Below are 25732 nucleotides of genomic sequence, written 5' to 3' on the forward strand. Positions count from 1 at the left end.
AAAGTTTCTTAGAAGGCTTAAGGGACGCTTAGGAGAGGCCGCGGATGCCGTTCCAGTTCGACCATCTGAGCACGCTGACCGCGCTGATCGACGAGGGCACCTTCGAGGCCGCCTCCGAACGGCTGCACGTGACCTCGTCCGCGGTGTCGCAGCGGATCCGGGCGATGGAACAGAGCGCCGGCAAGGTACTGGTGAGGCGGACCAACCCGGTCACCCCGACCGAGGCCGGCGACGCGGTGCTGCGCTACGCGCGTCAGGTGTTGCTGCTGGACCGGGAGGTGCTGTCCGAACTGCGCCAGGGCGGAGAGGAGCGGCGCGACCACGTGCCGCTCGCGGTCAACGCCGACAGCCTGTCCACCTGGTTCCTCGAAGCCCTCGCCGAACTGCCGGCCGAACTCGGCGCGGTGTTCGAGATCCACCGCGAGGACGAGGAGCACACCACGAGCCTGTTGCGTTCGGGTTCGGTGATGGCCGCGGTGACCTCCACCCCCGAGGCGGTGCAGGGATGTTCGGTCCGGGGTCTGGGCGTGATGCGCTACCAGGCGGTGTGCCACCCGGAGTTCGCCCAACGCCACGGGCTGCGCGGGGTCGAAGGGCTCAACGCGGCGCCGGTGGTGAACTTCGACCGCAAGGACGAACTCCAGGACCGTTTCCTACGGGACCTGACCGGTGAGGGCTCGACGGGGCCGCGCCACTACATCCCGGCCTCGGAGGACTTCGCCCGCACGGTGCTGCTGGGCCTGGGTTGGGGCGCCGTCCCCGAACAGCAGTGCCGGGCGCACCTGGAGAGCGGGCGGCTGGTGGCCTTGGCCCCGGAACACCCGGTGGAGGTGCGACTGTTCTGGCAGCGCTGGAACCTGCGCTCGCCCCTGCTCGACCGGATCACCGAATGCGTGCGCGCCGAAGCCGCCCTCCACCTCCACCCCATGTGACGTCGGTGGCACCGACCCGGTCAGGGTTTGCCGGCGGTGCTCTCCCTGGTGATCAACGCGAAGCCCGGCTGGAGCCGCCTCGGTTCGATGGCGTTGCCGGTGCCGGCGGCGAGGCGTTCCAGTAGGGCGTCGGTGGCCGCGCGGGCGATGCCGCGCTTGTGGGGGGCGACGGTGGTGAGGGTGGTGGCGCAGTAGCGCCCGTCCTCGATGTCGTCGAAGCCCACCACGGCGACGTCCTCGGGGACGCGCAGGCCACGGGTACCGAGGGTGCGCATGGCGCCTATGGCGATGAGGTCGTTGTAGCAGAACACCGCGTCCGGGCGGACCCCTGAGTCCAGGAGGCGGGCCATGGCCTGGGCACCGTCCTCGCGGGTGTAGCCGTCGGTGACCGCGATGAACTCCTCGCCGGTGGGGCGCCCGGTCTCGGACATGACCTCGCGCCATCCCTGGAGTCGCAGGTGGGCGGTCTGGCGGGCACGGCCGTGGCGTGCCCCGAGGAAGGCGATTCGGCGGCGGCCGAGCTCGACCAGGTGGGCGGCGGCGGTGCGGGCGGCCGCGACGTTGTCTATGGCGATGTGGTCGTAGGGGGCGTCGTACTGGCGTTCACCGAGCAGGACCAGGGGCGCGTCGCTGTCGCGGGCGAGCAGGTCCTCGTTCTCCAGTTCGATGGGGCTGAGGATCAGTCCGTCGATGACCCTGGCGCGGAACCCCTGGGCGAACAGGACCTCTTGGTCGCGACGGCCGCCGGTGTGATCGAGCAGAACGATGTACTCAAGGCCGCCCGCGTACTCGATGACGGCGTCGGCGAGTTCGGCGAAGTAGGGGTTGCCGAGCTCGGGCAGGGCGAGGGCGATCATCCCGGTCCGCCCCTTGCGCAGGTGGCGCGCGGTGAGGTTGGGCCGGTATCCGAGCTCGTCGATGACCCGCTGGACGCGCTGGCGGGTCTGGGGTGTGACGTGCCGGTAGCCGTTGACCACGTTGGACACCGTCTTGATCGACACCCCCGCCCGCTGTGCGACGTCCTTCAGGCTGATACCCACGCGCTCCTCCTCCGCCGGACGGGGCGCCCGGGATCGGTGACCTTTGTTCGGTGTCCTTTCCATCGTTATACAACACGGGCGCCGGCCCTGCCCAGCCGTGCCGGGGAGCCCGATTCCGCTGTCACATCGGTGTTCCACGAGTTTCGATTAAGGGTCTGGACAGAGCCCTCGGTTCGTGTTCTCATCATCGCCAAGTCAGGTTTCCCACGTTGTAAATGCGCGGACCACTCACGGCCCGCACCTCGACACGGAGAACCCACATGCGACAACCCCCCGTCAGCACCCCCATCCCCGGCCGACGTCCATGGGTCCGAGCGACCGCCCCCGTTCTGGCCGCGATCCTGACCCTCTCCGCGCTGTCGGCCTCCCCCGCCGGCGCGCGACCCGAACTCCCTTTGACGACCCCCTGGACCGACGAGGTCTCCCCCGACAACGCCCTTCCGGACTACCCGCGCCCGCAGATGGTCCGCGAGGACTGGGAGAACCTCAACGGAACCTGGCAGTGGGCGCCCGCGGAGGAGGGCGAGGAGCCCCCGTTCGACACCGACCTGGACGGCGAGATCCTCGTCCCCTACCCGATCGAGTCCGCGCTGTCGGGCGTACAGGAACACCACGACCGGGTCTGGTACCGGCGCAGCGTGGAGGTCCCCGACTCCTGGGACGGCGACCGGGTCCTGCTGAACTTCGGCGCCGTGGACTGGGACTCTCGGGTGTGGGTCAACGGCACCTCCGTGGGCTCGCACACCGGCGGCTACGACAAGTTCTCCTTCGACGTCACCGACGCCCTCCGAGAGGGCGAGAACGAGATCATCGTCGGGGTGTACGACCCCGGCGACGCGGGTGAACAGCCGGTGGGCAAGCAGCGCCTGGAGCCCGGCGGTATCTGGTACACCACCCACACCGGTATCTGGCAGACCGTGTGGATGGAGCCGGTCCCCGAAACCCACGTCACCCGGTTGGACATCACCCCGGACGTGCCCGGCGAACGACTGGACGTGGTCGTGAACGCGGCCGGCTCCGACGACTCCACCGCCACGGTGACGGTCCGCGACGCCGAGGGCGCGGAGGTCGGCTCGGCCACCGGCGCGACGAACTCCGCGATCACCGTGGACGTCCCCGACCCGCACCTGTGGAGCCCGGACGACCCCTACCTGTACGACGTCGACGTCACACTGGACTCGGGCGACGGGGTCGCCGGCTACACGGGTATGCGTTCGATCGAGGTGGGACGGGTCGACGGGGTGACCCGCCCCCTCCTCAACGGCGAGTACGTCTTCCAGGTCGGCACCCTGGACCAGGGTTACTGGCCCGACGGCATCTCCACCGCGCCCACCGACGAGGCCCTGCGCTTCGACATCGAGTCGCACAAGGACCTGGGCTTCAACACCATCCGCAAGCACGTGAAGGTGGAACCGGACCGCTGGTATTACTGGGCCGACCGGCTCGGTGTGATGGTCATGCAGGACATGCCGTCGATGTCCGGCGACCCCGGCCAGGAGGGGCGTGAGCAGTTCGAGACCGAGTTGCGCGCCCTGGTGGACGAACACCGTTCCTTCCCGTCGATCGTCAACTGGATCGTGTTCAACGAGGCCTGGGGCCAGTACGACGAGGACGCCCGGATCACCCAGGACGTCAAGGACTCCGACCCCTCCCGCCTGGTCACCGGCGCCTCGGGCTGGCACGACACCGGCAACGGCGACATCGTCGACTCCCACATCTACGTCGGCCCCGGCGACCCCGCCCCGGCCGAGGAGGACCGCGTCTCGGTGCTGGGCGAGTTCGGCGGCTACAACCTGCCCGTCGAAGGCCACGAGTGGAGCCCGGGCGACGGGTTCGGCTACGAGGACATCACCGACGGGGAGTCGCTGGCCACCCGATACTCCGGTCTGATGGCGGGCGTGCAGCGCCTGGAACGCACGCACGGGCTGTCGGCGGCGATCTACACCGAGATCACCGACGTGGAGACCGAACTCAACGGGTTCTGGACCTACGACCGAAGGGTGCTGAAGGTCGACCCGGAGGTCATCGCCACCGCGCACGAGCGACTGCTGTCCGGTGAACCGGTCGGCGGGGTCGTCGACGTGCCGTTGGAGGAGAACCTGTCACTGCGGGTCACCACACCCGACCACCGGGACCGCTACCTGGCCCACTCCGAGGGGCTGGGCGTGACCACCCCGGTCGACGGCTCCAGCTCCGAGGAGACCCGCGCCGACGCCACCTGGCGTTTCGTGCCGGGCCTCGCCGACGACACCTGCGTGTCCGTGGAGTCGGTGAACTTCCCGGGCGAGTACCTGCGGCACAAGGAGTCGCGGGTGCACCGAGATCCCTCCGACGACAGCACGTTGTTCGCCCAGGACGCCACCTGGTGCGCGGTCCCCGGTCTCGGCGGCGAGGGCGTCTCCCTGCGCTCCTACAACTTCCCCGACCGGTATCTGCGCCACTACGAGTCCGAGCTGTGGCTGTCCGGGGCCGGCGGCGCCGGGGAGGACCGCGACACCTCCGAGAACTACGACCACGACGTGACCTGGTCCGTCGAAGACCCCTGGACCCCCTGATCCGACGCACCGGCGGAGAACGACCATGAACGAACAGCACCCCATCCCCCCTCGCGGCCCACGCCGCGCCCTGCTCACCACCGCGGCCGTGTGCGCCGCCCTGACCCTGGCCGCCACCGGCTGCGCCCGGGGAGAGGACGACACCGCCCCATCGGCGGCGGACGAGGGCGGCGGCGAGGGCCAGGCCCAGGTCCTGGACGAGGCCGCCAGTGGCGACGAGACCTGTAGCGCCGCCGATCACGGCATCGAGGCGTTCGACCTGACCGACAAGACGGTCGGGTTCTCCCAGTCCGAGGCCGAGTCCAACCCGTTCCGGATCACCGAGACGCAGTCGATCAAAGACGAGGCCGAGGAGCGCGGCGTCGACCTCATCACCTCCAACGCCCAGTCGGACTTCGCCCAGCAGATCAGCGACGTGCAGGACCTGATGTCGCAGGACGCGGAGGTGCTCATCATCGCCCCGCTCAACTCCGACGGGTGGAAGCCGGTCCTGGACGCGGCCGAGTCCGCCTCGGTCCCGATCATCACCATCGACCGGCCCATCAACGGCACCGCCTGCGCCGACTTCGTCACCTTCATCGGCTCGGACTTCGTGGAGCAGGGCCGACGGGCCGCCGACCAGATGATCGACACGCTCGGTGGGGAGGGCGAGGTCGCCATCCTGTTGGGCGCGCCCGGCAACAACGTCACCACGGACCGCACCGACGGGTTCGTGGAGCGGTTGGAGGCCGAGGCGCCCGACATCGAGATCGTGTTCGAGCAGTCCGGCGACTTCACCCGTGAGGGCGGCCAGTCGGTGACCGAGCAGCTCATCCAGACCGAGCCGGACATCGACGGGATCTACGCGCAGAACGACGAGATGGGCATCGGTGCCGTGACCGCGCTCAACGGCGCGGGCAAGGCACCGGGTGACGTCGCGATCGTCACCGTGGACGGCACGGAGGCGGCGGTGGAGCACATCGTCGACGGGTGGATCTCCGCGGTGATCGAGTCGAACCCGCGGTTCGGTCCACTGGCGTTCGAGGCCGCCGAGGCGTTCGGCGCCGGTGAGGAGGTCGGGACGAACCTCATCATCACCGACCGCGAGTACAACGCCGCCAACGCCGAGGAGGAACTCGGCAATGCGTACTAGTCCGGTCCTGGACACCCGCGGGCTGACCAAACGGTTCCCGGGTGTCCTGGCCCTGGACGGGGTGGACCTCACCCTGCGGCCCGGTGAGGTCCACGCGCTGGTCGGTGAGAACGGCGCCGGCAAGTCCACCCTGATCAAGGTGCTGACGGGCGTGTACCGTCCCGACGGCGGGGAGATGTGGCACCACGGCGAACCCGCCCGCTTCACGACCCCTCTGCACGCGCAGCGCGCCGGGATCGCCACCATCTACCAGGAGGTCGACCTCCTGCCGTTGCTGAGCGTGGCCCGCAACCTGTATCTGGGGCGTGAGCCCAAGCGGTTCGGGCTGATCGACTTCACGCGCATGCATCATCGGGCCGCCGAGACGCTGCGCGGATACGGAGTGGCCGTGGACGTGCGGCGCCCGCTCGGTTCACTGTCCATGGGCGCCCGGCAGATGGTGGCGTTGGCGCGCGCGGTGTCGGCCGACGCCCGTGTGGTCGTCATGGACGAGCCCACGTCGTCGTTGGAGCCGCGAGAGGTCGAGACCCTGTTCGGGGTGATCGACCGGTTGCGTGAGGACGGCGTGGCCGTGGTGTACGTGAGTCACCGGTTGGACGAGCTGTACCGGGTGTGCGACCGGGTGACCGTGCTGCGGGACGGTCGGGCGGTGCACACCGGTGCGATGGCCGACCTGAGCCGGTTGCGGTTGGTGTCCCTGATGTTGGGCCGGGACATGGAGCGGGTGGAGCGCGAGGGCGCCACCACCTTCTCCGGTGAACGGGAGGCGTGGGCGGGCACCCCGGCCTTGGAGGCCGAGGGGCTCACCGCCCGGCACCGGTTGCGCGAGGTGTCGTTGACCATCCGTCCCGGCGAGGTCGTCGGGCTCGGCGGCCTGTTGGGATCCGGGCGCACCGAGACCGCGAAGGCGATCGCCGGGGCCCTGCCGCTGGACGCGGGGAGCGTGTCGGTGGTGGGGACCCCGCTCAAGCGCGGTTCGTCCGTCCCGGCCGCGATCCGAGCCGGGGTGAGTCTGCTGCCGGAGGACCGCAAGCACGAGGGCATCGTGCCGGGGCTGTCCATCCGGGAGAACATCGCGCTGGCCGCGATGCCTCGGTTGAGCCGGTTCGGGCTGGTGGCGGAGAAGCGGGTGGACGAGGTGGTGCGGGTGTTCATGGAACGCCTGCGCATCAAGGCCGTGGGCCCGCACCAGAAGGTGGAGGAGCTGTCCGGCGGCAACCAGCAGAAGGTTCTGTTGGCGCGCTGGTTGGCGCTCAACCCCAAGGTGCTGCTGCTCGACGAACCCACGCGCGGGATCGACGTGGGCGCCAAGGCGGAGGTGCAGCGGTTGGTCGACGAGCTCGCCGAGGAGGGGTTGGGCGTACTGCTCATCTCCTCGGACCTGGAGGAACTGGTGGCGGGCGCCGATCGTGTGGTGGTGCTCAAGGACGGTGCGGTGGTGGGTGAGTTGGCGGGCGCTCAGGTCACCGAGGACGCCCTGATGGCGGCGATCGCCCAAGGGCCGGACGGGGGTGAGGGAAGGTGAGCCCGGACACCGCGACCCGGCCGGCTCGAGGTCGGGTGGACGGGGACCGGCTCCTGCGCTGGTCGCGGGAGTACGGCGTGTACGTCGGCGTGGCGCTGATCGTGCTGTTCAACATCGTGTTCACTCCCAACTTCCTGTCGCTGGAGAACTTCCGCACCCAGGCCGTGCAGGTCGCCCCGGTACTGATCGTGGCGCTGGGCATGGCGTTGGTGATCGCCACCGGCGGCATCGACCTGAGCGTCGGCTCGGTGATGGCGCTGTCGGCGGCGGTGATCTCCCTGTACCTGGGATACGGCCCGATCGTGGCGGTGCTCATCGCGATCGTGGTGGGCGCGTTGGCCGGTGCGGTCAACGGCGTGCTCGTGGCGTTCGCGGGGATCCAGGCGATCATCGCGACGCTGGCGATGATGATCGGCGGCCGGGGTGTGGCGCTGGTGCTGTTGCCGCAATTGGACGGGATCCGCAACCCGGGGCTACGGGCCCTGGGCTCGGGGTCGTTCCTGGGCGTGCCCTACCTGGTGTGGATCGCGGCGCTGCTGGTGGCGCTGGTGGCGTTCCTGGTCAGGCGCACCGTGTTCGGCCGTCGGCTTGTCGCCGTCGGTGGCAACCGGCGCGCGGCCGAGCTGTCCGGTCTGCCGGTGCGCCGGGTGTTGCTGGGCGTGTACGCGTTGTGCGGCGCCTTGGCGGCCGTGGCCGGGGTCCTGGTGACCGCCCGGTTGCAGGCGGCCGATCCCAACTCGGTGGGCGTGCTCATCGAGTTGTCGGCGATCACCGCGGTGGTGGTCGGCGGCACCCCGTTGACCGGCGGGCGGGTGCGGATCGCCGGAACGGTCGCCGGCGCGGTGTTGATGCAACTGCTGGTGGCCACGTTGATCAAACACGACCTGCCGCCGTCGTGGACGCAGATGGCGCAGACCGCGGTGATCATCGCCGCCGTCTACCTGGCCCGGGATCGAGGGAGGACATGATCACCACGTCGAAGGAGGCTTCGGTCGCCTCGATCCCCTGGCGGGAACTCGCGCGACGGCACGGCGCCCTGCTGGTGTTGTTGCTGGTGGTGGCGGTGGCCGGGATGACCCTGGACGGGTTCCTGGCCCTGGGCAACCTGAACCGGGTGCTGGTTAGCGCCTCGTTCCTGGCGATCATCGCGCTGGGCATGACGTTCGTGATCGTCACCGGCGGGATCGACCTGTCGGTGGGCACGGTGTTCGCGCTCGGCGGGGTGTCCGCGGCGTGGGCGTCCCAGTACGGGAGCCTGGCGCTGCTGGTGGTGCCGCTGGTGGTGTGCGGGCTCATCGGCCTGCTCAACGGGGTGCTGATCGCCCGCGCGGGGCTGGCCCCGTTCATCGTGACCCTGGCGACCATGCTGGGCGCGTGGGGGCTGATGCTGTCGATCTCCGACGAGGGCAACACCACCTACCTGGTGCCGGAGGGGCTGGCGTTGGCCCCGCTGGTGCACGGCCGGCTCTTCGGCGTGCTGGGATACTCGTTCCTGCTGGTGGTGGCGTTGTTCTTCGTGGGCGGCCTGGTACTGCGCCGCACCACGGCGGGCCAGCACGTGTACGCGGTGGGCGGCGACGAACGGACCGCCGCGCTCATGGGCGTTCCGGTGGCGCGCACCAAGGTGGCCGTGTACACGTTCTCCGGGTTGTGCGCGGGGGCGGCGGGCGCGCTGAACGCGTTGTGGTTGGGCTCGGGCGTGACGATCTTCGGGATCGGCATCGAACTCCAGGCCATCTCCGCGGTGGTGATCGGAGGAACGTTGCTGACCGGCGGTTACGGGTTCGTGGCCGGCACCCTGGGCGGTGTGCTCCTGCTCGGCGTCATCCAGAACATCATCAACGCGGTCGGCACGCTGACCTCGGCCTTCCAGGAGGTCGTCAGCGGGCTGTTCCTGATCGTGGTGGTGTTGATCCAAAGCCGGCTCAGGGGAGGACCGACAGGTCCCGTTCGGTGACCAGACCGAAGTGCAGGGCCTTCTCGGTGAGCATGTCCACCCGCCAGTCCTGCCCCTGGCGGGCGTCCTCCGGTTCCACGCGGAACTTGCTCTTGAGCAGGTAGTCGATGTGGGAGTTGACCGCGGCCTTGGACAGCTTCAGCCGTTCGGCGACCTGGTGCTGGGTGGGCGTGTACCGGGTGCCCGGGTCGCGCAGGCGGGGTTCGCAGAAGGCGGCCAGCACCCGGTAGTAGGTGTGCAGACGGTCGATCCGGAAGCTGCGGATGTCGGTGCGTTCGGCGTGGGTGTCGGTGGTGTCGGCCTCCATGAACGGTTCCCCGGAGGGCACCAGCACGCTGCTGCACGCGGCGGGCGCCATCACCAGGAACCCGTGCTCGCCCTGGCCTCCGGGGACCAGTACCCGGGAGGTCTCGAAGGGCACCAGCATGCCCTGGGTATGCGGCGGGACCTGGACGAACCCGGCGAGCCGTTCGGTGTTCTCCACGACGTAGGACTTGGTGGGGCTGAGGTTGCTGATCCGCCAGTGGTCCCCGTGCGAGACGATCTCGCCCGCCACCCGCGAGACCGCCCGGTCGCCTCCGGCCAACGGGATGTCCACCTGACGGTTGCGCCCACCACGTCCGAAGGTGCGGGACTCCCCCGTCTCCAGGTGGTGGGTGTCCATGGGGGTGTCACCGTCGTAGTCCTGCTGGACGGTGATGATCTGTTCGGAGTCGTCGGGTGAGGGGAACACGCTCATGTGCCGTCTCCAAAGGGGGTCGAGTCCTTGAGGATACTGCGTTTCCCTTGGGACGACGCGGGTTTCGCCGAGGCCCGGCCGCCCCGGGGCGGCCGGGCCGGAGGGTGTCAGTCCTCGTAGAGGGCGTCGATCTCGTCGGCGTGACCTTCGGCCACCACGCGGCGGCGCAGTTTGAGAGAGGGGGTCAGCTCACCGGTCTCCGGCCCCCACTCCCGTGACAACACCCGGTACCGCTTGATCTGTTCGGCGCGGTTGAGGCGACCGTTGGCCGCCATCACGGCCTCTTCGATCTCGGCGATGACCTCCGGGTGGGCGGCCAGTTCCTCCCCCGTCGCCTCGATCCCCTTGGAGGCGGCCCACAGCGGGGCCAGTTCGGGGTCGAGCACGATGAGCGCCACCAGGTAGGGGCGGCCATCACCGTGCGCGAAGGCCTGGCCGACCAGCGGATGTTCCTTGAGGGTGTTCTCCACCAGTGCCGGCGACACGTTCTTGCCGCCGGAGGTCACGATGATCTCCTTCTTGCGGTCGGTGATCCACAGGAAGCCGTCCTCGTCGACCCGGCCCACGTCACCGGTGGCGAACCAGCCGTCGGCGTCGGTGTCGGGACGGACGGTTCCGTCCGCCCCCAGGTATCCCTCGAAGACGGAGGCCCCGCGCAGGAAGACCTCACCGTCCTCTCCCAGACGCATCTGGACGCCCTCGATGGGGCGACCGACCGAGCCGAGCCGGAACCCCCCGGCTTCGGGAACGTTCATGGTGGCCACGCCCACGGACTCGGTGAGGCCCCAGACGTCCATGATCACGATGCCGAGGGAGGCCCAGAAACGGACCACCTCCAGGGGCATGGGCGCCGAGGCGCTGGAGGGCAGGAGCACCCGGTCCAGCCCCATCTTGGCCAGCAGTGGTTCGAGGACCGTGGAGTGGGCCCGCCGGTAGCGTTCCGCCAGTTCGGCGGGGACCTCGCCGTCGCGTTCGAGCCGTTCGACGTGTTCGGTGGCCACCGCCCGGGCCTGGTCGATGGCGGTGCGTTTCTCCTCGGGCAGGGAGGACAGGACCGCCTGGACGGCTCCGGCGAACTTCTCCCACACGCGCGGCACCCCGAGGAAGTGCGGGGGTCGTACCTGTGGCAGGACCCCGACCACCGCGGTGGGGTCGGCGCACATCCACACGTGCGAGACGCGTACCAGCGGCATGTACACGCTCAGCATGCGCTCGGCGATGTGGGCCAGTGGCAGGTAGCAGACGTGGTCGGGGAACTCCGGGAGTTCCAGGGCCGCGTCCAGGGCACCGGCCTGGGCCAGGACCCGCCGGTGCGAGATCGCCACGCCCTTGGGGTCGCCGGTGGTGCCGGAGGTGTAGACGACGGTGACGAGGTCGTCCGGGACGCGGTCGCGCCAACGGTCGGCAGCCCCCGAGGGGGTCGCCGCGGTGAGGGTGGCGTAGGGGGTGTGGCCTCGGTCGGGATCGGCGCCCTCGACCACGACCAGTCGCTCCAACGGGGTGTCGGGGTCCTTGAGCAGGCTCTCCCAGAGGGCGGCCACCTCCGTGTTCTCGACGACGGCGACGCGGGCCCGGCTGTGCCGGGCGATGTGGGTGATCTGTTCGGCGGCGGAGGTGGAGTAGACGGTGGTGGGGACGGCCCCGGCCTGGACCAGGGCGAGGTCGGAGAGCCAGTGTTCGGGCCGGTTGCCCATCATGATGAGGGCGTGGTCGCCGGCTCGGACGCCGAGCGAGGCGTAACCCTCGGCCAGGGCGACGACGGTGTCGTGGGCCCGCGCCCAGGTCAGGGTGGTCCAGTCGGTGGCACCGGGTTCGCGCCAGGACAGTGCCGGGCGATCGGGGTGATCGCGTGCGTTGCTCAGGAGGAGTTCGGGAAGGGTGCGGTTCGTGGGGGCGTCCGCGGTGCCGGGAACGGAGGTCATGTGTACTCCTGGGGGCGACTTCCTCGATGTGTGACTTGGGACACACATCACCCTAGTCCTTTCGGTTTTCAAGGGAAAGGGTGCGGCTTTTCGCACCCCTGGGCCCCAAGGCTGGACAGAACGGAAAGCGGACTGCTACCCATGGGTAACATCGATACGTAACCACCGGTAACACCCCTGCCCGACCCCAAGGAGCCACCCCCATGTCCGACTTCTCGCTCCAACTCCCCGAAGAGATCAGCGACGTCCGAGACTGGACCCACGGGTTCGCCAAGGACGTCATCCGCCCCGCCGGGGCCGAATGGGACGAGCGTGAGGAGACGCCCTGGCCGATCATCCAGGAGGCCGCCAAGATCGGCCTGTACTCCCTGGACTTCTTCGCCACCCAGGCCTTCGAGGAGAGCGGCCTGGGCATGGTCGTGGCCATCGAGGAGATGTTCTGGGGCGACTCCGGCATCGGCCTGTCCATCATGGGCACCGGCCTGGCCGCCGCCTCCCTCAGCGCGACGGGCACTCCCGAGCAGATCGGTGAGTGGGCGCCGCAGATGTTCGGCACCCCCGACGACGTCAAGCTCGGCGCGTTCTGCGCCTCCGAGCCCAACGCCGGCTCCGACGTCTCCGCCATCAAGACCCGCGCCGTCTACGACCAGGCCAAGGACGAGTGGGTCCTCAACGGCGTCAAGACCTGGGCCACCAACGGCGGCATCGCCGACGTCCACATCGTGATCGCCTCGATCGAACCCGAACTGGGCTCGCGCGGGCAGGCGTCCTTCATCATCCCGCCGAACACCCCGGGGCTGTCGCAGGGGCAGAAGTTCCAAAAGCACGGCATCCGCGCCTCGCACACCGCCGAGGTGGTCCTGGACGACGTGCGCGTGCCCGGATCCTGCCTGGTGGGCGGCAAGGACAAGCTCGACGAGCGTCTGGCCCGCGCCAAGGAGGGCAAGCGCTCCAAGGGACAAGCCGCCATGAAGACCTTCGAGACGACCCGTCCCGTCGTGGGCGCGATGGCGGTCGGCACCGCCCGCGCCGCCTACGAGTACGCCCGCGACTACTCCGTCCAGCGCGAGCAGTTCGGCAGACCCATCGGTGACAACCAGGGCGTGGCGTTCCTGCTGGCCGACATGGCCACCCGCGTCGACGCCGCGCGCCTGCTGGTCTGGCGCGCCGCGTGGATGGCCCGTAACGGCAAGGACTTCGACAACGCCGAAGGTTCCATGAGCAAGCTCTACGCCTCCGAGACGGGCACCTTCGTCACTCAGAACGCCCTGCGCATCCTGGGCGGCAACGGCTACACCCGCGAGTACCCGGTGGAGCGTTGGCACCGCGACGCCACGATCTACACGATCTTCGAGGGTGCCAGCGAGATCCAGAAGCTCATCATCGGCCGCACCATCACCGGCCTGCCCGTCCGGTAGGAACGGCGCGGTCCGTACATGGGGAGGAGGGGCCGGGTGGCCCCTCCTCCCCTCGTCGATGGGTGAGGACCCGGGTGACCGGGTAGGCGCGGACCAAGGAGGTGAGTTCGATGTCCGCGTTCTCCGCGTTCGTCCCACTGATCATCATCGCCGTGGTCGTCATCGCCATCTTCCTGGTGCTGGGCATCTTCTACGTGGTTCAACGTCAGGCGGAGAAGGCCGTCCGCTCTCCCGAGTACTGGAACGAGAAGCCGGACGGGCGCACGTATCCGACCGGTTGGGGTGAGGGGCCCACCGTCTCCGGCCCCGCGGAGGGTTACCGGGACCGCCCCCAGGACGCGCCCCAGGATCCGCCACGGGACCCACCGAGTGACGAGCGCTTCCCCAGGGACGAGGGAGAACCCCCCGGGCAGCGACCCACGTGAGGTCGTTCAGACCGCGCGGGCGACGGTGACGATGTTCCGGCTCGGCGCACCGGGTTTTCGGCCGCGCCCCATCATGCACTCCTTTCACACCGCCCCCTGCCACCTCGCTGATTAAGCGAAGCCTTAGGTCGCCGTTGACCGCCGAACACGAAGCGGTGTGCACTGCCTCACACACGATGCGAAGGAGTGCGCATGCAGGTCCCGGCACCGTTCGAATACGAACGCGCGACCAGCGTGGATCACGCGATCGGTCTGTTGGACCGTTTGGGTGAGTCCGCGCGGTTGGTCGCGGGCGGCCACAGTCTGCTGCCGATGATGAAGCTCCGGCTCACCGACCTGGAGTACCTCATCGACATCAACGAGCTCCACGACGAGCTCGGGTACATCCGGGTCGAGGCCGACGAGGTCCGGATCGGGGCGATGACCAGGCACCGGGAACTCCTGGAGTCCACGGAACTGGCGGAGGTCTTCCCCGTCTTCGCCGAGGCCGAGAAGGTCATCGCCGACCCCCTGGTGCGCAACCGCGGCACCCTGGGCGGCTCGCTGTGCCAGGCCGACCCCTCCGAGGACCTGTCCGCCGTGTGCGGGGCCCTGGACGCGGTCTGCGTCATCCGCGGCACCGACGGCGAACGCCTGGTCCCCATGGCCGAGTTCCACGTCGGCCCCTACGAGACGGCCGTCGGCCACGGCGAGATGCTCGTCGAGGTCCGATTCCCCGTCCGGCCCGGCGGGTCCAGCGCGTTCGAGAAGGTCGAGCGTCGCGCCGGCGACTGGGCGGTCGCCGCGGTCGCCGCCGCCGTGTGGCTGGACGGCGGGGTCCTCACCGACGTCCGGCTGGGGCTGACCGCCGTCGGCGCCAACACGGTGGCCGTCGAGGGGATCGCCGAGGCCCTGCGCGGTCGGGCCCCCTCCGAGGAGCTGTACACGCGGGCGGGCGAGGTCGCCGCGGCCTCCTGCGACCCCACCACCGACAGCCGAGGCGGCGCCGAGTACAAGCGCCACCTCGTCAAGGAACTCACCCGACGGACGCTGCGCCGCGCCGTCGCCGGGACCGGAAGGGCCTGAACATGCGCGTCACCATGACCGTCAACGGTGAAGAGGTCAGCAGGGAGATCGAGAGCCGGCTCCTGCTGGTGCACTTCCTGCGCGACCACCTGAGCCTGACCGGCACCCACTGGGGTTGCGACACCAGCAACTGCGGCGCGTGCACGGTGTGGATGGACGACGAACCCGTCAAGTCCTGCACCGTGCTCGCGGCGATGGCCGACGGCCGCAAGGTCCGCACCGTCGAGGGGCTCGCCAAGGGCGCCGAACTCGACCCGGTGCAGCAGGGGTTCATGGAGTGCCACGGCCTGCAGTGCGGGTTCTGCACGCCCGGGATGATGATGACCTCCCGCGCCCTGCTGGACCGCAGCCCCGACCCGTCGGAGGAGGAGATCCGCGAGGCGATCTCCGGTCAGATCTGCCGCTGCACCGGCTACGCCACGATCGTGCGTTCGGTGCGCTGGGCGGCCGAACACGAGGCGAAGGGCTGTCCGGCCCACGGTTCCACGCAGGAGGAGGTCCGATGACCGCGCTGAACGACCACGAGACCGTCGACGACAAGCCCCTCGGCCACGGCCGGATGCTCCGCAAGGAGGACCCCCGGTTCGTGCGCGGGCGCGGACGCTACGTCGACGACGTCCAGCTGACCGGCATGCTGCACCTGGCGATCCTGCGCTCCCCCGTGGCGCACGCCCGGATCGTGTCGGTGGACACCAGCGCCGCCGAGGCACACCCCAAGGTCAAGGCCGTGGTGACCGGCGAGGCGTTGGCGGAGAAGGGCCTGGCGTGGATGCCGACCCTGTCCAACGACGTGCAGGCGGTCCTGGCCACCGACAAGGTGCGCTTCCAGGGCCAGGAGGTCGCGTTCGTGGTGGCCGAGGACCACTACTCCGCGCGTGACGCCCTGGAACTCATCGACGTCGAGTACGACCTGCTCGACCCGGTCGTGAACGCGCGCAACGCCCTGGCCGAGGGTTCCCCGGTCATCCGCGACGACCTGGAGGGCAAGGCCGACAACCACGTCTTCGACTGGGAGACCGGTGACGAGGCCGCCACGGAGGCGGTGTTCGCCAAGGCCGACGTGGTGGTCACCGAGGACATCGTGTACCCGCGCGTGCACCCCTCCCCCATGGAGACCTGCGGCGCCGTCGCCGACTACGACTCGGTGGAGGGCCGGCTGACGCTGTGGTCCACCACCCAGGCGCCGCACGCCCACCGCACCCTGTACGCGATGGTGGCGGGGCTGCCCGAGCACAAGATCCGGGTGATCTCCCCCGACATCGGCGGCGGGTTCGGCAACAAGGTGCCGATCTACCCGGGGTACGTGTGCGCGATCGTGGCGTCGTTGGTGGTCGGCAAGCCGGTCAAGTGGATGGAGGACCGGTCCGAGAACCTCATCAGCACCGGTTTCGCCCGCGACTACATCATGCGAGGGGAGATCGCCGCCACCCATGACGGCCGCATCCTGGGAATCCGCACGAACGTGCTCGCCGACCACGGCGCGTTCAACGCCCAGGCCGCGCCGACCAAGTACCCGGCGGGCTTCTTCGGGGTGTTCACCGGCAGCTACGACATCGAGGCCGCGCACGCCAAGATGACGGCGGTGTACACGAACAAGGCGCCGGGTGGCGTCGCCTACGCGTGTTCCTTCCGGATCACCGAGGCCGTGTACCTGGTCGAACGCCTGGTGGACTGCCTGGCCTACGAGCTGGAGGCCGACCCGGCGGAGCTGCGGTCCCAGAACCTGATCCGGCCGGACCAGTTCCCGTACACCACCAAGACCGGCTGGGTGTACGACTCCGGCGACTACGAGCCCACCCTGCGCGAGGCGATGCGTATCGCCGGCTATGACGAGTTGCGCGCGGAACAGGCCGAGAAGCGCGCCCGGGGCGAGCTGATGGGCATCGGGCTGTCCTTCTTCACCGAGGCCGTCGGCGCCGGTCCGCGCAAGAACATGGACATTCTCGGCCTGGGCATGGCCGATGGCTGTGAACTGCGCGTCCACCCCACCGGCAAGGCCGTGGTGCGGCTGTCGGTGCAGTCCCAGGGCCAGGGCCACGAGACGACGTTCGCGCAGATCGTCGCCGAGGAGATCGGCATCGCGCCCGACGACATCGACGTCGTGCACGGCGACACCGACAACACCCCGTTCGGGCTCGGCACCTACGGCAGTCGGTCCACCCCGGTGTCGGGCGCGGCCGCCGCCATGGTCGCGCGCAAGGTGCGCGACAAGGCGCGGATCATCGCCTCGGGCATGTTGGAGGCCTCGGTCGCCGACCTGGAGTGGACCAAGGGCGCGTTCTCCGTCAAGGGCGACCCGGAGCGTTCGGTCACCATCCAGGAGATCGCGCTGCGCGCCCACGGCGCCGGTGACCTGCCCGACGGGATCGAGGGCGGCCTGGAGGCACAGGTCTGCTACAACCCCGAGAACCTCACCTATCCGCACGGCGCCTACATCTGCGTCGTGGACATCGACCCGGGCACCGCGCAGGTCAAGGTGCGCCGGTTCATCGCGGTCGACGACTGCGGCACCCGCATCAACCCGATGATCATCGAGGGCCAGGTGCACGGTGGTCTGACCGACGGGGTCGGGATGGCGTTGATGGAGATGATCTCCTTCGACGAGGACGGCAACTGCCTGGGCGGCTCCTTCATGGACTACCTGCTGCCCACCGCGATGGAGGTCCCCGATTGGGAGACCGGGTACACGGTGACGCCGTCGCCGCACCACCCGATCGGCGCCAAGGGTGTGGGCGAGTCCGCCACGGTCGGTTCCCCGCCCGCGGTGGTCAACGCGGTGGTGGACGCCCTGAAGCCGTTCGGGGTGCGCCACGCCGACATGCCGCTCACCCCCTCCCGGGTGTGGGACGCCATGAACGGTCGGGCCGAGCCCTCGTTCTGAGGCGTGGGAAGAAGACAGGAAAGGGGGCCACGTGATGGTCGCCGTTGACGTGTCCGGGCGCGGCCGTGAGCTGCTCGCCGGCAGGGTGCCGTTCGTCGAGGCGACCGTGGTGCGGGCGCAGGTGCCCGCCTCGGTTCGACCGGGGGACGGTGCGATCGTCCTCCAGGACGGTTCCATCGAGGGGTTCGTGGGTGGACAGTGCGCCCAGGGTTCGGTGCGCGAGGCCGCCTTGGGCGCGATCCGCGACCGACGCAGTGTGCTGCTGCGGGTGTTGCCGGGTGAGGGTGAGCCCTTCCCGGAGACCCCCGGCGCGCACGTGGTGGTGAACCCGTGCCTGTCCGGGGGCGCGTTGGAGATCTTCCTCCAGCCGCGGCTGCCGGATCCGGTGGTGGGGGTCGTGGGCGACTCCCCCATCGTGTCGGCGCTGCGCGAGATGGCCCCGCCCCTGGGGTTCGTCGTGGAGTCGGGGACCGGTACCGAGGTGGTGGCGGGGGCCACGGCCGTGGTGGTGGCCAGTCACGGCGGTGACGAGGCCGCGGTGATCCGCGCCGCCCTGGACGCCGGGGTGGGCTTCGTGGGGCTGGTGGCCTCACGCAAGCGCGGCGCCGCGGTGCTGGACTCCCTGGAGCCGAGCCACTGCCAACGCGGTCGGGTGCACGCGCCGGTCGGGTTGGACATCGGGGCGAGCACCCCGTCGGAGATCGCGCTGTCGATCCTGGCCCAGCTCGTGCGGGAGGTCCGGGTGAACGGGCTGACCGCCCCGCGGGCTCCGGCCTCCGAGGAGACGACGCGGACCTCGGCCCTGGTCACGGCGGTGGACCCGGTGTGCGGGATGACCGTCACCGTGGGACCCACCACCCCCCACCTGGAGGTCGACGGCCAGGACGTGTGGTTCTGCTGCCCGGGCTGCCGGGACCGCAAAGCGGCGGAGGGCTAGATGCTCGACGCCGAGGATGTCCGGTGGCGGCTGGACTCCCAGGACCATCTGGTGGACGAGGGCACCGCCACCGCCCTGTGGCTGGCGATGACCCTGGGCCGCCCCCTGCTGTTGGAGGGGGAGCCCGGAGTCGGCAAGACCGCCGTGGCCAAGGCCCTCGCCCGAGTCCTGGACACCCCGTTGATCCGATTGCAGTGCTATGAGGGGCTGACCGCCGGTGAGGCCCTCTACGAGTGGAACCACCAGCGGCAACTGCTCGCGGTCCGGCTCGCCGAGTCGCGCGGGGAGCGGTTGGCCGACGACGACCTGTTCACCGAACGGTTCCTATTGGACCGGCCGATCCTGCGGGCGGTCCGCCACCGGGGGTCGGTGCCGCCGGTACTGCTGATCGACGAGGTGGACCGCGCCGACGACGAGTTCGAGGCGCTGCTGTTGGAGTTCCTGGGTGAAGCGTCGGTGACCGTGCCCGAGCTCGGCACCTTCACCGCCGAGCGGGCACCCCTGGTGGTGCTCACCTCCAACCGCAGCCGCGACCTGCACGACGCGTTGCGGCGGCGCTGCCTCTACCACTGGATCACCTACCCCGAGCCCGAGAGGGCCGCGGCCATCCTGCGCCGACGGGTCCCCGGGGCGAACGCCGCCCTGGTGGCGTCCGCGACCGAGTTCGTGGGCCGGGTCCGCGAACTCGAACTGGACAAGGCGCCCGGAATGGCCGAGACCATCGACTGGGTCTCGGCCCTGGGCGCCCTGGGAGTGACCGATCTGGTCTCGGGCGACGTCGTTCGCACCCTGTCCGCACTCGTCAAGACCCCCGACGACCACGAAACCGTGGTCGCGGCACTACCCCCGACCAGGCCCCGAGCGGAGACGACCACATGAGGATCGACAACGAGTTCACCGTCGACGCACCCATCGAACGGGTGTGGCAGCTGTTCACCGACGTGGAGGAGCTCGCTCCGTGCATGCCGGGCGCGCAGCTGACCGGCGTGGAGGACGAGGTCTACTCCGGGAAGGTGAAGGTGAGGGTCGGGCCGGTGGTGGCCGCTTACAAGGGCACGGCCCGGTTCGTGGAACGCGACGACGAGGCGCACCGCGCGGTCGTGGAGGCCTCCGGGCGGGCCGACCGGGGCGCGGGCAACGCCGCGGCGACGGTCACGGTCCGTCTGGCGGAGGCCGACGGGCGCACCGACGTGACCGTCGAGACCGACCTGAAGATCACCGGAAAGCTCGCCCAGTTGGGCGGCGGAATGATCAAGGACGTTTCGGAGCGCCTGTTGGGGCAGTTCGTGGAGAGGGCGGAGGAAAGGCTCGCCGCCCCCGACACCACGGAGGCTGAAGACATGACGGAAGACAAGGACCAGGCCGGCGAGGGAACGGGATCGACCTCGCACATGTCCGGCGGTGCCCACATGTCGGGTGGCGGCCACATGAGCGGGGGCGCGCACATGTCCGGCGGTGACCAGATGGCCGGCAGCGGACCCCTGTCCGACGAGAGGAACGAGAGCGACGGCGGCGCCGAGCCCGCTTCGACCGTTCCGACCGCGCCGACCAAGCGGACCATCGACGGGCCCGAGGCCGAACCGGTGGACCTGATGGCGGTCTCCGGTGGCGGCAGGCTGCTGTGGCCGGCGATCGCCGTGGTGGTGGCGCTTGCGGCGGGATTCCTCATCGGCTATGCCGTCTTCGGCTGAGTCCGCCGCCTCCCCACTGCCGGGGGTGGACCGGGCGGCGTTCGCGATCGCCTTCACCGAGCGTCTGCGCACCCGCGGGGCCCGGGTGGACCTGGACGCCGCGGGCACCTTGGCGCGTGCGCTGGCCGTGCGGCTTCCCGACGACACAGGGGAGCTGTACTGGACGGCCCGGGTGTGCCTGGTGCGGCGGCCGGAGGACCTGGCGCGCTTCGACGCCGTGTTCGCCGAATCCTTCGAGGGAGGGATGTCGGGCACGGAGACCATCCCGGCCCCGTCCTCCCCACGGGTGCGCGACGACTCCCCCGCCACCTCCGACAGCGGCGACGAACCCGAGGGGGAGGCTTCGGGTGGGCTGCCCTGGGCGACCCTGTCGCCCTCGGGGGAATCCGAGGACGAGGAGACCCACGAGCTGCCCGAACTCTCGCCCAGCGACCTGGAGGCCCGGGCCGAGGAACCCTTCGAGCGGCTCTCCGACGCGGAGATCACGCTGTTGGGCGAGTGGCTGGCGACACTGCGACCCGACCCTCCCCGTCGACGCACCCGCAGGCGGGCCCGAGGACGCACCGGGGGGAAGATGTCGCTGCGGGCCACCCTGACGCGGGCCCGGCGCACCGGCTGGGAACCCCTCACCCTGGTGCGCGAACGTCCCGAGAAACGGCCGCGCCGCGTAGTGGTGCTGTGCGACGTCAGCGGGTCCATGCGCGCCCAGGCCGCCGCGCACCTGCATCTGGCGCGCGCCCTCACCTCACTGTTGGAGACCGAGACCTTCGCCTTCGGAACCCGGACCACCCGCCTGACGCCGCTGCTGCGCCGAGGCACCGTGGACGAGGCGGTGGCCAAGGTGACCGAAGCGGTGACGGACCGGTTCGGCGGCACCCGGATCGCCGTGAGCCTGCGGGAACTGCTCGCCTCCCGCCACGGCGCCCTGCTGCGCGGCGCGGTCGTGGTGGTGCTCTCCGACGGATGGGACAGCGATTCACCCGAGGCGATGACGGCGGCCATGACACGACTGCGTCGCCGCGCCCACCGGATCGTGTGGGCCAACCCCAGGGCCGCGGCTCACGGGTTCACCCCGTCCACGGGCGGCATGTCCGCGGCCCTGCCCCACTGCGACGCGCTACTGCCCGCGCACGGCTTCACGGCCCTGCGCGACGTCATCGAAGCGGTGGCCGCCGAAACCGCCACGAGGAGGACAACAGCGAAGGCCGCGTGATCCATGTTCCGGCAGGTACCGCCACTGTAGAGCGAGTTTTTCGGTATGACGAAGAAGGGTACGATCCGTCTCCCTATACGGAGCCGCACCCCATATACGCTCGGCGATCCTGGGACATGCCGATGAGCTACGACGAAGCGTTCATCGCCGCCGACCCGGAAATGAGTCGGCTGTACAGAGAACACGATCTGGATTATTACCAGCAGGGTCATGAGATGTGGAGATACGACCTCACCCTGGGTGGACACGCCTTTTCTCCCCAGGACCCACCCCACCCCAACACTCCACCGGACGAGAAGGGCGGAGAGTGGCTCCTCTTGGCCCAGGCCCAGCACCATTTGGGTTACTTTCCTGAATTCACCATGATCCACTTCTGGTTCATTCAAAAATCCGACCTGAAAGAGGGTGATTTCACAAACGTGAAGGTAGAAACCTTTTCCTCTCCCCCACCCTGACGAGCACGCCTGACCGGAAGGTGCCGGCTCGGCTCAGCCGAGTGTTCCGGTGAGGCGGCTGTGGAAGTGGGTCGAGTTCTCGTCCAGTCCGGTGAAGTGCACGTCGATGCCGTGATCGGCGTACTTGGCCTGCACCGAATCAAGGGCGGCGACCGTCGAGGCGTCCCAGATCTGTGCCGCCGAGAAGTCGACGGTGACCGACTCCGGATCCTCCGCGTAGGAGAACTGTTCGACCAGGTCATTGCTGCTGCCGAAGAACAGGGGACCGTGCACGGTGTAGACGACCGACTCCGCCTCCACGACGCGCTCGACGGTGACCACGTGCGCGACCCGGCGCGCGAACAGCACCATCGCGAGCAGCACGCCCACGCCGACACCGATGGCGAGGTTGTCCGTCGCCACCACGACCGCGACGGTGACGAGCATGACGCTCGTCTCCGAGCGTGGCATCCGCTTGAGTGTCGAGGGCCGCACGCTGTGGAAGTCGATGGTGGAAATGGCCACGACCATCATCACGGCGGCCAGGGCCACCATGGGGATCTGCTCCATGACGTCCGAAAGCACGGTGACCAGGGCCAAGAGCATGACCCCGGCGATGAACGTGGAGATGCGGGTACGGGCGCGGCCGAGCTTCACGTTCACTACGGTCTGGCCGATCATGGCGCAACCGGCGATGCCACCCCAGAAGCCGGCGAGGATGTTCGCGACACCGAGCGCCCACGACTCACGGCCCTTGTCGGACTTGGTGTCGGTGATGTCATCCACGAGTTTGGCCGTGAGCAGGGTCTCCATGAGACCGACGAAGGCGACGCTGAGCACCGTCGGCCCGATGATGCGCAGCGTTTCGAGGTTGAGCGGCACCAGCAGCGGGGTCATTCCGGGCAGCCCACCGCCGACGGCCCCCTGGTCTCCCACGGTCGGAATGGTCATGTGGGCGACCATCGCGATCGAGGTGACGACGATGATCGCCACGAGTGGTGCGGGCACCGCCTTCGTGAGTCGCGGCAGGCCGATCACGATGAGGAGCGTGAGCGCGAACATCGGGTAGACGAGCCACGGAACGCCGATCACGTGCGGCAGCTGGGCGGCGAAGATGAGGATGCCCAAGGCGTTGACGAAGCCGATCATGACCGACCTCGGGATGAAGCGCATGAGCCGGGCCAGGCCGGTGACGCCGAACAGGATCTGCACGAGGCCGGCGAGGATCACTGTCGGCAGCAGGTACTCGGCACCGTGCTCGTGTACGAGCGGCGCGACCACCAGGGCGACGGCGCCGGCGGCCGCCGTGATCATGGCGGGCCGTCCGCCCAGGATCGACATCGACACGGCCAGCACGACGGAGGCCATGAGGCTGACCTTCGGGTCGACGCCCGCGATCACCGAGAACGCGATCACCTCGGGGATGAGCGCGAGGGTCGTCACGATGCCGGCGAGTACTTCGGTGGTGAGAAGGCGCGGTCGACGAAGGACCTGGAAAGCCGTGGGAGATTCGGTCACCGCACAACCCTATGCCAGGACCATGGGCCCTTTTATGTGAGAAGTATCGCCACCGGCGCCATCATCGAGAAATAGGCACGCGATTCAGGAAAATGCCATTTACGCGCACGAGGAAATATCGCCTGTTTCAGTCGGCGCTGCGGCATCCGACGAGTAGGCGGGCCACCATGGTTCGGGCGTCCTCCCCTCCATAACCGGGGCCGAGGACGCACAGGTTCCCGATCGCGCGCATGAGCGTGTACGGGGCGACGTCCGGATCGATCTCGCCCGCCGCGACTCCCGCGTCGATCAGTGATCCGCAGGCCGGGACGAGCTCATCGAGCATGAGGGCATGTAGGCCTTGGAGGCCGGCGTCATCGGACTGTAGCGCCGCGCCCAGCCCGTGCTTGGTCACGAGGAACTCCACGAACGCGTCGACCCAACGCGAGAGCGCCTCGTTCGGGGCGATCGACTCTCCCAGGAGTCGTGGGGCCAGCGCGGCACATTCTTCGATCTGGTGCCGGTACACGGCGATGACCAGTTCCGCCCGGTTCGGAAAGTGACGGTAGACGGTGCCCACTCCGACCCCGGCACGGCCGGCGATGTCACGGATGGGCGCGTTCACCCCTTGCTCCACGAATACGGCCGCCGCGGCCGCCAAGAGGGTCTTGCGGGTGCGTTGCGCTCCCGCCGCTCGCACGCCGATCGGCTCGGTCACTTCTCTCCCCTTGCTCGCGGAACCATGTTCCGCTAAATTGACGGAACAATGTTCCGCCAAGTCTGGCAGGACCGCACCCTCGAAAGAGAGCACTCCTATGCCTATCAACCCGTCCGAACAGCAGCTCATCACGGTCAGGCCCATCATCGTCCCCGCGCCCGACCGAGACATCGAGCTGCGGGTGAAGGTCACCGCACCCGCGACCGGTGAGGACCTTCCCATCATCGTGTTCTCGCACGGCAACGCCTGGTCGATGGATGGCTACGCGCCACTCGTCGACCGCTGGGCTGCGGCGGGTTTCGTCGTCGTGCAGCCGACCCACCTCGATTCCCGTCGACACGGCATCGGGTTCGACGACCCCAGGTTCGGCACCATCTGGCGGACCCGGATCACCGACCTGCACGCCATCATCGATGACCTCGGCGGTGTCCTGGCCCGCGCCGGGGAACTGAACACCCGGGCTCGCCTCGACCGTGTGACCGTCGTCGGGCACTCCTGGGGCGCCCAGACGGTCGGCACCCTGCTCGGTGCCCGCGTGTTCGACTCCGACGGTAACCCCGGAGAGGGCTTCACCCACCCGGGGGTCAAGGCCGGCGTGCTCATCACGGCGACCGGCACCGGAGACACCCTCACCCCGTTCGCCGCCGAGCACCTGCCGTTCATGCGGCCGGACTACTCCACCATGACCGCGCCGGCGCTCGTCATCGCCGGGGACAAGGACCAGTCGGCGATGTCCACCCGGGGGCCGGACTGGTTCACCGACGCTTACAGCCTCTCCCCCGCCCCCAAGAGATTGCTCACCATCACCGACGGCGAGCACACCCTCGGCGGCATCGCCGGAGAGGCGGTCGCCGAGACCACCGACGAGGACCCGGCCCGCGTCGCACTGGTAGCGGACGCCGCCGCCGGCTACCTCCTCGACGCATTGGGCCTCGACCCCGCCCCCTGGAAGAAACTCATCGATGACGCTGCCACAGGACACGACGCCTACCAGGTCGAGAGCAAGGAATAGGAAGGAACGGGACGGGAGGGGAAGGACCGGGAAGGAACGGGAGGAGCAGAAGGGAGCACAGAGAGTCTGCCGGTTGACGAACCTCGGCCAGGTGAACGGTCCTGCATCTGAGGTGGGTGAGCCTCGGATTGAGAGTCTTGGGGTTGTTGGGCGTTGTGTGGGTGGTTGGTGGGGCGCCTCGGGTTTCTGGCTCTTGGGGTGGTTGGGCGGGGTGGGGGTGGGTTCTCCCTCCTTCCCCGCCGCGTGATTGTTGCCGCCCGCACCGCACACGTCAAGGCAATGTCGGGTGCTCTGGCAGCGGTGCTGGTGGCCTTGACCCGCACGGCACGGGCGGCGGTTTGGCGGCTATCGGGGAAGGGGGGAGAGTGGTTGAGGTCCCAACGGCCCCGGGCTTCGCCCGGTCCGGCCGCAGGCGGCCGGATGCCTTCCCTTCCCTCTGGTGTCCTCGTGGGCCGCGTCGCCACTACGTGACGGGTCCGGTCACGAAGTACCCGCTACAGGCCAGGCACGGGGCCGGGCGCGTCCCAGCGGTAGCCGGCTCTGGTCTTCTCAGCGATGATCTTGCTCGTAGCGCCATGTTGGGCGCCCAACATGGCGCTACGGACAAGATCATCATGATGGAGAGACAACACGGGGTTG

22 protein-coding genes are annotated in these 25732 nt (G+C 69.4%); 17 read left to right on the top strand and 5 right to left on the bottom strand.

Going from position 1 to position 25732, the window contains the following annotated elements; translation table 11 throughout:
• The first annotated feature begins 44 nt into the window (after positions 1-44).
• Positions 45-932 carry a LysR family transcriptional regulator ArgP gene (locus ABZ717_RS21960; protein WP_358513467.1) on the top strand — a complete coding sequence of 296 codons (888 nt, stop codon included), beginning with the start codon at positions 45-47 and terminating at the stop codon, positions 930-932.
• 20 nt (positions 933-952) lie between these two features.
• Here ABZ717_RS21960 and ABZ717_RS21965 read toward each other — a convergent pair whose 3' ends face one another.
• Entirely contained in the window at positions 953-1972 is a 1020-nt protein-coding gene (locus ABZ717_RS21965; protein WP_358513469.1) for a LacI family DNA-binding transcriptional regulator, read from the bottom strand.
• A 260-nt stretch (positions 1973-2232) separates the two neighbouring features.
• Here ABZ717_RS21965 and ABZ717_RS21970 point away from each other — a divergent pair, with 260 nt between their 5' ends.
• From ABZ717_RS21970 to ABZ717_RS21990, 5 genes are read left to right on the top strand one after another with little or no spacing between them, the layout of a single operon-like run.
• Entirely contained in the window at positions 2233-4527 is a 2295-nt protein-coding gene (locus tag ABZ717_RS21970; RefSeq protein WP_358513471.1) for an AbfB domain-containing protein, read from the top strand.
• Between the two features lie 25 nt (positions 4528-4552).
• On the top strand, positions 4553-5659 hold the full coding sequence (locus ABZ717_RS21975) for an ABC transporter substrate-binding protein (protein ID WP_358513473.1): 1107 nt from the start codon (positions 4553-4555) through the stop codon (positions 5657-5659).
• Positions 5649-7184: a sugar ABC transporter ATP-binding protein gene (locus ABZ717_RS21980; RefSeq protein WP_358513475.1), complete on the top strand. Its 1536-nt coding sequence runs from the start codon at positions 5649-5651 to the stop codon at positions 7182-7184. Before ABZ717_RS21975 ends, ABZ717_RS21980 begins: the two co-directional genes overlap by 11 nt.
• Positions 7181-8152, top strand: a complete 972-nt coding sequence (locus tag ABZ717_RS21985) for an ABC transporter permease (protein WP_358513477.1) — start codon at positions 7181-7183, stop codon at positions 8150-8152. The genes ABZ717_RS21980 and ABZ717_RS21985 overlap by 4 nt, the downstream gene beginning before the upstream one ends.
• Complete coding sequence (locus tag ABZ717_RS21990) at positions 8149-9141, top strand: ABC transporter permease (protein WP_358513479.1); 993 nt, start codon at positions 8149-8151, stop codon at positions 9139-9141. The genes ABZ717_RS21985 and ABZ717_RS21990 overlap by 4 nt, the downstream gene beginning before the upstream one ends.
• On the opposite strand, the gene ABZ717_RS21995 is transcribed toward ABZ717_RS21990, so the two are convergent.
• The gene (locus ABZ717_RS21995) at positions 9110-9880 is read right to left on the bottom strand and encodes a helix-turn-helix domain-containing protein (RefSeq protein WP_358513481.1); all 771 of its coding nucleotides are present in this window, start codon (positions 9878-9880) and stop codon (positions 9110-9112) included. The two genes, ABZ717_RS21990 and ABZ717_RS21995, sit on opposite strands and share 32 nt — an antisense overlap.
• 107 nt (positions 9881-9987) lie before the next feature.
• Positions 9988-11802: an AMP-dependent synthetase/ligase gene (locus tag ABZ717_RS22000; RefSeq protein ID WP_358513483.1), complete on the bottom strand. Its 1815-nt coding sequence runs from the start codon at positions 11800-11802 to the stop codon at positions 9988-9990.
• Positions 11803-12005: 203 nt separating this feature from the next.
• Here ABZ717_RS22000 and ABZ717_RS22005 point away from each other — a divergent pair, with 203 nt between their 5' ends.
• The 10 genes from ABZ717_RS22005 (at position 12006) to ABZ717_RS22050 (ending at position 21887) form a co-directional block, all read left to right on the top strand.
• On the top strand, positions 12006-13220 hold the full coding sequence (locus ABZ717_RS22005) for an acyl-CoA dehydrogenase family protein (RefSeq protein ID WP_358513485.1): 1215 nt from the start codon (positions 12006-12008) through the stop codon (positions 13218-13220).
• Positions 13221-13330: 110 nt separating this feature from the next.
• Positions 13331-13645: a hypothetical protein gene (locus ABZ717_RS22010; RefSeq protein ID WP_358513487.1), complete on the top strand. Its 315-nt coding sequence runs from the start codon at positions 13331-13333 to the stop codon at positions 13643-13645.
• A 192-nt stretch (positions 13646-13837) separates the two neighbouring features.
• Positions 13838-14710, top strand: a complete 873-nt coding sequence (locus ABZ717_RS22015; protein WP_358513489.1) for a xanthine dehydrogenase family protein subunit M — start codon at positions 13838-13840, stop codon at positions 14708-14710.
• A gap of 2 nt (positions 14711-14712) precedes the next feature.
• Positions 14713-15216 carry a (2Fe-2S)-binding protein gene (locus ABZ717_RS22020; RefSeq protein WP_358513491.1) on the top strand — a complete coding sequence of 168 codons (504 nt, stop codon included), beginning with the start codon at positions 14713-14715 and terminating at the stop codon, positions 15214-15216.
• On the top strand, positions 15213-17591 hold the full coding sequence (locus tag ABZ717_RS22025) for an aerobic carbon-monoxide dehydrogenase large subunit (protein ID WP_358513493.1): 2379 nt from the start codon (positions 15213-15215) through the stop codon (positions 17589-17591). Before ABZ717_RS22020 ends, ABZ717_RS22025 begins: the two co-directional genes overlap by 4 nt.
• 34 nt (positions 17592-17625) lie before the next feature.
• On the top strand, positions 17626-18528 hold the full coding sequence (locus tag ABZ717_RS22030; protein ID WP_358513509.1) for an XdhC family protein: 903 nt from the start codon (positions 17626-17628) through the stop codon (positions 18526-18528).
• Complete coding sequence (locus tag ABZ717_RS22035; protein WP_358513495.1) at positions 18529-19407, top strand: MoxR family ATPase; 879 nt, start codon at positions 18529-18531, stop codon at positions 19405-19407.
• The gene (locus tag ABZ717_RS22040; RefSeq protein WP_358513497.1) at positions 19404-20219 is read left to right on the top strand and encodes an SRPBCC family protein; all 816 of its coding nucleotides are present in this window, start codon (positions 19404-19406) and stop codon (positions 20217-20219) included. Before ABZ717_RS22035 ends, ABZ717_RS22040 begins: the two co-directional genes overlap by 4 nt.
• Entirely contained in the window at positions 20203-21432 is a 1230-nt protein-coding gene (locus ABZ717_RS22045) for a VWA domain-containing protein (RefSeq protein ID WP_358513499.1), read from the top strand. Before ABZ717_RS22040 ends, ABZ717_RS22045 begins: the two co-directional genes overlap by 17 nt.
• The gene (locus ABZ717_RS22050; RefSeq protein WP_358513501.1) at positions 21429-21887 is read left to right on the top strand and encodes a DUF1963 domain-containing protein; all 459 of its coding nucleotides are present in this window, start codon (positions 21429-21431) and stop codon (positions 21885-21887) included. The genes ABZ717_RS22045 and ABZ717_RS22050 overlap by 4 nt, the downstream gene beginning before the upstream one ends.
• A 33-nt stretch (positions 21888-21920) precedes the next feature.
• Here ABZ717_RS22050 and ABZ717_RS22055 read toward each other — a convergent pair whose 3' ends face one another.
• Complete coding sequence (locus ABZ717_RS22055) at positions 21921-23384, bottom strand: SulP family inorganic anion transporter (protein WP_358513503.1); 1464 nt, start codon at positions 23382-23384, stop codon at positions 21921-21923.
• Between the two features lie 127 nt (positions 23385-23511).
• A complete protein-coding gene (locus ABZ717_RS22060) occupies positions 23512-24081 on the bottom strand; it encodes a TetR/AcrR family transcriptional regulator (RefSeq protein ID WP_358513505.1) in 570 nt (189 codons plus the stop codon).
• A 97-nt stretch (positions 24082-24178) separates the two neighbouring features.
• Here ABZ717_RS22060 and ABZ717_RS22065 point away from each other — a divergent pair, with 97 nt between their 5' ends.
• Positions 24179-25093, top strand: coding sequence for an alpha/beta fold hydrolase (locus ABZ717_RS22065; RefSeq protein ID WP_358513507.1), 915 nt, complete (start codon positions 24179-24181; stop codon positions 25091-25093).
• Positions 25094-25732: the final 639 nt, after the last annotated feature.

It is taken from the genome of Nocardiopsis sp. NPDC006832, from assembly GCF_040635885.1.
Classification (GTDB): Bacteria; Actinomycetota; Actinomycetes; order Streptosporangiales; family Streptosporangiaceae; genus Nocardiopsis.